Here is a 6,000-nt window from a genome sequence, read left to right as displayed (position 1 = left end):
ACCTCGACGGTGTCGCCGACCTTCTTCAGCCAGGTGGTAATGGTGCCTTCGGTGACTGATTCACCGAGCTCCGGCATCTCAATAGAGGTCGCCATGTTTGTGCACTCCTCGAAAAGTAAAGAAATCTCGTTTTAAGACGGTTATTACAAATAAGCTTACAGGGTGAAAACTCTGCTTGCCCGTGGGCTGTGCCCGCCCTCGGCTGGTACGTGGAATAGCTCATTCCAGTCAGGATTTCAGCCGGGCGGGGCGTAGTCGGATGACCGGCTACTTCGTGGCCAAATCCTCAATCACAGAGAACATCGTACGAACCGGAACGCCAGTGCCCCGCTTCGGGGTATAACCATACTCCCCGGTCGTATTGAAGGCCGGGCCGGCGACGTCAATGTGAACCCATTCAACATCCTCGCCAACGAATTCGCGTAGGTATGCAGCGGCCACGCTCATGCCGCCAAAGCGGGAATTGGTGACATTCCGCAGGTCTGCCACCGGCGACTTCAGTGCCTCCGCCAGCTCAGTTGGAATCGGCATTGCCCAACCGTTTTCGCCAATGCCCTGTGACAGCTCCGCCACGCGGTCACGGAACTCGTCGTTACCCAGTACGCCCGGGGTGCGCTCGCCAAGAGCGACCAGCTGCGCACCGGTTAAGGTAGCGGTGTCGATGAGGTGGGTCGGCTTGTCCTCACAAGCACGGACAATGGCATCTGCGAGCACAAGGCGGCCCTCAGCGTCGGTATTCAGAATCTCGATGGTCTTACCGCCGTATTGCGTAATGACATCGCCCGGACGGTAAGCCTTTCCACCGGGCATGTTCTCGGCCATTGGAACGGTTGCGGTCACCGGAGTGGATACACCTAGGCGAGCAGCCAGTACGACCGTGGCAATAACAGCCGCAGCGCCCCCCATATCGGAGATCATGTTCTCCATGCTGGCGCCCGGCTTCAGCGAGATGCCGCCGGTATCAAAGGTAATGCCCTTGCCGACCAGTCCCAGCGACTTCTCTGCCGATTCATCGCCCTTCCAGACCAGGCGCACCAGGCGCGGCCCGCGCGAGGATCCATCACCCACGGCATTGAGGCCTCCGAAACCGCCGGCGCGCAGGGCGTCGTCGTCAAGCACCTCGACTTCGAGTCCTGCGTCACGACCCAACGCCGCAGCTGCATCAGCAAACGTCTCGGGGTAGAGGTGCGACGAAGCCGTATTGACGAAGTCGCGCGCAGTAGCAACCGCATCCACAATCGCTGCGGCGCGCTTTACGACGGCATCATCAGCGCCCAAAACAACAACCTTCTGGGTAACCTCGTCGGTGTCTTCGTCGCTCTTCTGACCGGAGTAAGAGTAAGCGCCCAGCGCGAAGCCCTCGGCAGCAGCCTGCGGGTCGATGGTGCCGAGAGTGTTAAAGACAACCTTGGCCTTTTTCATACGGCGAGCAGCGGCACCACAGGCACGGCGGATGTCCTCGGCATCCAAATCTTCGGAGCCCACGCCAACACCGGTGACACTGTCGACATTCAGGCCAGCTGGAGCCGGGATTGTGGTCACAGACTCGGCCTTAGCGCTTGCGGAAACTGCCTCAAAGGAAGCGAGAAGCTGCTCTGCAACCGAACCGATGGCCTCTGGCGCGACCAGTTCGAGGCCCTCCTCGCCGTCGATAAGCGCGACGAGAACCGCGTCTGTGTCCGCGGGCAGCGACTCGCCGCCGGCGATGACCACGCGAGTGCCGATGGCCGGAAGGCGATCGGACAAAATTGCGGCGTTGCGAGAGACGCCGAACTGCGCCGAATCATTGTTAGCGGGGACTGACATGTAGTTGCATCTCCTTGTAGTCGTACTATGTGGTACACCACCGTATCCCTATTTGCCGGCTCGTGTCCTTCACCCCTGGACAACGGACTGGCGAGACAGCGCCACGACAATTGGAATGTACCCGCGCCTAGTGCCCGCGACGCTGACATTGGCCTGACTAACACGGTCTTTCGGGGGCGAGTATTAATACGACTCGATCCTCGACGGTTTAGGATGAAAGACATGTCTGCTTTGGAATTTGCAATCGAACGTAACCCGAATCCACTCTCTGATGCCGAGCGCGAGGAAATTCTGGCCAACCCTGGTTTTGGTAAGCACTTCACCGACCACATGGTCCGAATTGACTGGACTGCAGACAAGGGCTGGCATGATGCCAAGCTGCAGGCCTACGGTTCGATTGAAATGCAGCCGTCCTCTTCAGTGCTGCACTACGGGCAGTCGATTTTCGAGGGTCTGAAGGCGTACCGCATGCCGGATGGTTCCATCGTTACCTTCCGCCCGGAGCAGAATGCTCGCCGCTTCCAGCACTCCGCTGATCGCATTGCAATGCCGCAGCTGCCGGAGGAGACCTTCCTTGAGGCTATCCGCCTGCTGGTCGAGGCCGATGCAGCGTGGGTGCCGCCAGCCGGTGGCGAAGAGTCCCTGTACCTGCGCCCAATCATGTTCTCCACCGAGAGCACCTTGGGTGTGCACCCGTCCAACTCCTACACCTTCTTGCTCATCGCTTCTCCTGCCGGTGCGTACTTCTCCGGTGGCATTAACCCGGTGACCGTGTGGATTTCCCACGAGTATGTGCGTGCCGCTCCGGGTGGTACCGGTGCTGCGAAGTTCGCAGGCAACTACGCAGCCTCTCTGGCGGCTCAGCAGCAGGCAGAGGAAAAGGGCTGCGACCAGGTTGTGTGGCTGGACGCTGTCGAGCGCAAGTACATCGAGGAAATGGGTGGCATGAACCTGGCGTTCATCTACCCGGATGAAACCGCTGAGGCTGGTGTTCGCCTCGTGACCCCAGAGCTGTCTGGCTCGCTGCTGCCGGGCATTACCCGGGCATCGCTGCTGCAGGCAGCTCAGGATCTCGGCATGAATGTGGAGGAGCGTCGCATCTCCACCGAGGAGTGGAAGAATGACGCCACTTCTGGTGCCATGAGCGAGGCTTTTGCCTGCGGTACCGCTGCAGTTATCACCCCGGTCGGTTTTGTGAAGTCCGCTGAGGGAGAGTTCAAGGTCAACGGTGGTGAGACCGGCGAGTGGACTATGAAGCTGCGCGAGCGTCTGACTGGTATTCAGCACGGTGAGATTGAGGATGTCCACGGTTGGATTTACAAGCTCGTTGAGGCCTAGTTTCGGCATCGAGCTTTGGCTCGGCCGGGCCTGGGTTTGGCCGAACCTTGGTTCGGTACAGACTTAGGTATAGGCATAGGTCGGCAAAAAATAAATAAATAATAGGTACTGAAGTTTGGTACTTTCGGGGCTCCTGCTCAGCGTGTGCTGGTCAGGGGCTTCTTTTATGCTTTGCGGGTTACCCAACGACTGCGCCGCTGTGCTCCGGGTTCATGCATTGTTCATAGGGCATTTGTTTAGCCGTTAAAACATCTCTAGCGTGACCAGAGTCACTGTGAAAAACTACCAACACGATTGGTTCTCTATAAGTGGGAGAAAGTTTGAGGCGCTGTGATGGTAGTAATTCGAAACTTATTTAGAGATAGTTCCTCGTCAAGTAGTTCAAAGCGCCTAACGGTAGCCGTCGTCGTCACGCTGTTGCTGGCGGTGTGGACAATCGGGTTTACTGCTATTCCGACTCCCGTGGCTGCAGCTCAGGATACGCCTGCACCGTCCGGAGCGGAGCAGCCCGCTCCTTCGGGCGAAGGCGGCTCGGGCGAAGCAAAGGCAGAGCTAATCATGGATCTGTCTGGCTCGATGCTTGCCGACGATGCTGGAGGTACCCGCCTCGATGCGGCAAAGCGCGCATCCACGGAGCTAATTGACTCCCTCCCGGAGGACGCGCTGCTTGGCATGCTGGTTTATGGCCAGCGTGAATCCAGTGATGAAGCCAACCGCGAGCGTGGTTGCCAAGACATCGAGGTGCTGTCGCCGGTTCAAAAGGTGGACAAGGAAGGCCTGAAGGGCAAGATTGCCGGGTTGCAGGCCAAGGGTTACACCCCGATTGGCAATGCACTGCGTAAGGCTGCCGAAGAGCTAGGACCGGACGGGGAGCGGTCAATTATCTTGGTCTCCGATGGTATTGATACTTGTGCGCCTCCACCAGTGTGCGAGGTCGCCAAAGAGTTGGCTGGACAGGGCGTTGGCCTGACCATTCACACCGTGGGATTCAAGGTCGATGAAGAGGCTCGCGCTGAGCTTGAGTGCGTCGCGCAGGTATCTGGTGGACAGAGCATGACCGCCGATGATGCCAACCAGCTCGCAGACCACATGAAGTTCTTGACTCAGCGGTCAGTGCAGGGCTACGAAACCACGGGTACTCCGTTCGAGTTCTCCGAGACTAAGGAAGGCGCGAAGTGGCTCGGCGAGGGCAAGTACCAGACGACGCTGGTGCCAGAGGTTGCCCAGCACGATCGCACTCCGCTTTATTACCGAATCGCAGTGCCGAAGGGGCACAACGCGATTGTTACCTCAAAGGTGTTAGCGAATATCGATGCTGAGGGTAAGGGCCAGCAGGATGTCCGAACTGAAGTTGACGAGATCATCAATGAAACCGGCGGAAAATGCCAGGACGACGGTCGCATGGGGGCGCTGACTGGCGCCGAAGCTAGTGCCGATTCGTGGACTCCAACGTCAGCTGATGCAAGCATTCTTGATTGGGATAGCGACCGCATCGAATCCAGTTGCGATCAAACCAAGTGGCTCGTCGCAAACAACATGTGGGTCTATGATAGCGAATCAGTAGCGGACTATCGTGATGAACCCGTGAAGGTCGAGGTTAGCGTTCAGTTTGAGCCAGTGCTGAAGAAGCAGGATGCTGACAAGCTAAATGAAGGGCGGTCTTCCTCGACCGGGGACAAAGCCTACAAAGAGGCCACCTTTGGTGAAGCCAAGCCCGTAAATGGCGGCAATAACGCAGCCCAAGCGCCGGAAGTTAAATCTGGGGATACTATCTCCGACACCATCGTCCCCGGTGAGCAGAAGTACTACAAGATCCCTGTCGAGTGGGGTCAGCGACCTGTGGTTGCTGCTCGCACTGGCAATTCGGAGCGCGACAATGCCGATTCCATGGGAGTTGCCCTGCTGAATCCATTCGAGGTTTCCGTTGCGGATGGAACGATGCACTTTTATAGGGATTCCGAGGCTCTGAATTTGGCAACAGATCGTCCGATTGAGTACAACAACCGAAACACCAACGTTGGTGGACGACCCGTAGCCAACGCCGGTTACTACTACGCGACTGTCCGAATGGCTAACTATCGCCCCGATGAAGAGATAAGTGGCATCGATCAGCCGTTCCAGCTCGCATTCCTCCTGGATGACAAGCCAACCAAGGGGCCTGACTGGCGACCGACCGACAAAAATGGCCCGACTCCATCCGACAAGCCGATTCTGGCCAAGGGGGAGTCGGAAACGGAGGCGTCAGGGGATTCCTCGGAAGATGCGTCGAAGGAATCTGATTCCTCGGATACGGATTCTCAGGCATCCGCATCCGCGTCGGACTTGGAAGACGGGGGCATGAACCCGCTGGTTATTGGCACCGTTGTTGCTGTTGTGGTTGTGTTCATCGGTATCGCAGGTGCGATTGTCTACCAGAACAAGAAGCGCAAGGATTAAAAAGACCGTAAGGGTTGGGAAGACTGTAAGGGGGGGAGCTCCCGAATAGTAGGGGGGTTAACCCGCAAGAATGTGTCCGCTTGGCATATCGCCGGGTGGACACACTTTTTCTGCTTAACCCCAAAGCTGACAACCTTAAAAATTACGGGGCTGCACATGTGAAACTGTAGGAGTTTATAGCACTTCAGACCATTTTTCGGGCTATTTTTGCTATAAACGCGGTCACTAACTTGCATTGGCCCGCCGTCGCTAACATAACCGCAGTCACTAACCCCCACTTAACCCAAGCCCGGGAGTACTAGCCCAACATAGAAAAGCGCGCCCCGTGCATTGCTGCGACGGGACGCGCTTTTTTAATTAGCTGGGAGGCTAGAAGGTGTGCTCGTTCTTGGCGCCCCGGCAAACGGTCGGCGCAAAATA

Annotated in this window: 4 protein-coding genes; 2 read left to right on the top strand and 2 right to left on the bottom strand. The window is 57.4% G+C overall.

Annotated features, from left to right (window positions below):
• Positions 1-95, bottom strand: a 95-nt coding sequence (locus ADA16_RS10900; RefSeq protein WP_152680715.1) for a biotin/lipoyl-containing protein, incomplete at its 3' end; no start/stop codon positions are given.
• Positions 96-267: 172 nt separating this feature from the next.
• Complete coding sequence (locus ADA16_RS02930; protein WP_048759038.1) at positions 268-1,806, bottom strand: leucyl aminopeptidase; 1,539 nt, start codon at positions 1,804-1,806, stop codon at positions 268-270.
• 222 nt (positions 1,807-2,028) lie between these two features.
• On the opposite strand from ADA16_RS02930, the gene ADA16_RS02925 reads away from it, so the two are divergent.
• Complete coding sequence (locus tag ADA16_RS02925) at positions 2,029-3,144, top strand: branched-chain amino acid aminotransferase (RefSeq protein ID WP_048759036.1); 1,116 nt, start codon at positions 2,029-2,031, stop codon at positions 3,142-3,144.
• A gap of 333 nt (positions 3,145-3,477) precedes the next feature.
• Positions 3,478-5,580, top strand: coding sequence for a vWA domain-containing protein (locus ADA16_RS02920; RefSeq protein WP_082150636.1), 2,103 nt, complete (start codon positions 3,478-3,480; stop codon positions 5,578-5,580).
• Positions 5,581-6,000: the final 420 nt, after the last annotated feature.

The organism is Corynebacterium vitaeruminis (genome assembly GCF_001054325.1).
GTDB lineage: Bacteria > Actinomycetota > Actinomycetes > Mycobacteriales > Mycobacteriaceae > Corynebacterium > Corynebacterium vitaeruminis_A.
Note: the sequence above shows the minus strand (reverse complement) of the source record. Positions and strands in the feature narration are given on the sequence as shown.

Coding starts and splice junctions, on each gene's coding strand:
- ADA16_RS02925 (WP_048759036.1), top strand. CDS start 2,029: ATGTCTGCTTTGGAATTTGCAATCGAACGTAACCCGAATCCACTCTCT.
- ADA16_RS02930 (WP_048759038.1), bottom strand. CDS start 1,806: ATGTCAGTCCCCGCTAACAATGATTCGGCGCAGTTCGGCGTCTCTCGC.
- ADA16_RS02920 (WP_082150636.1), top strand. CDS start 3,478: ATGGTAGTAATTCGAAACTTATTTAGAGATAGTTCCTCGTCAAGTAGT.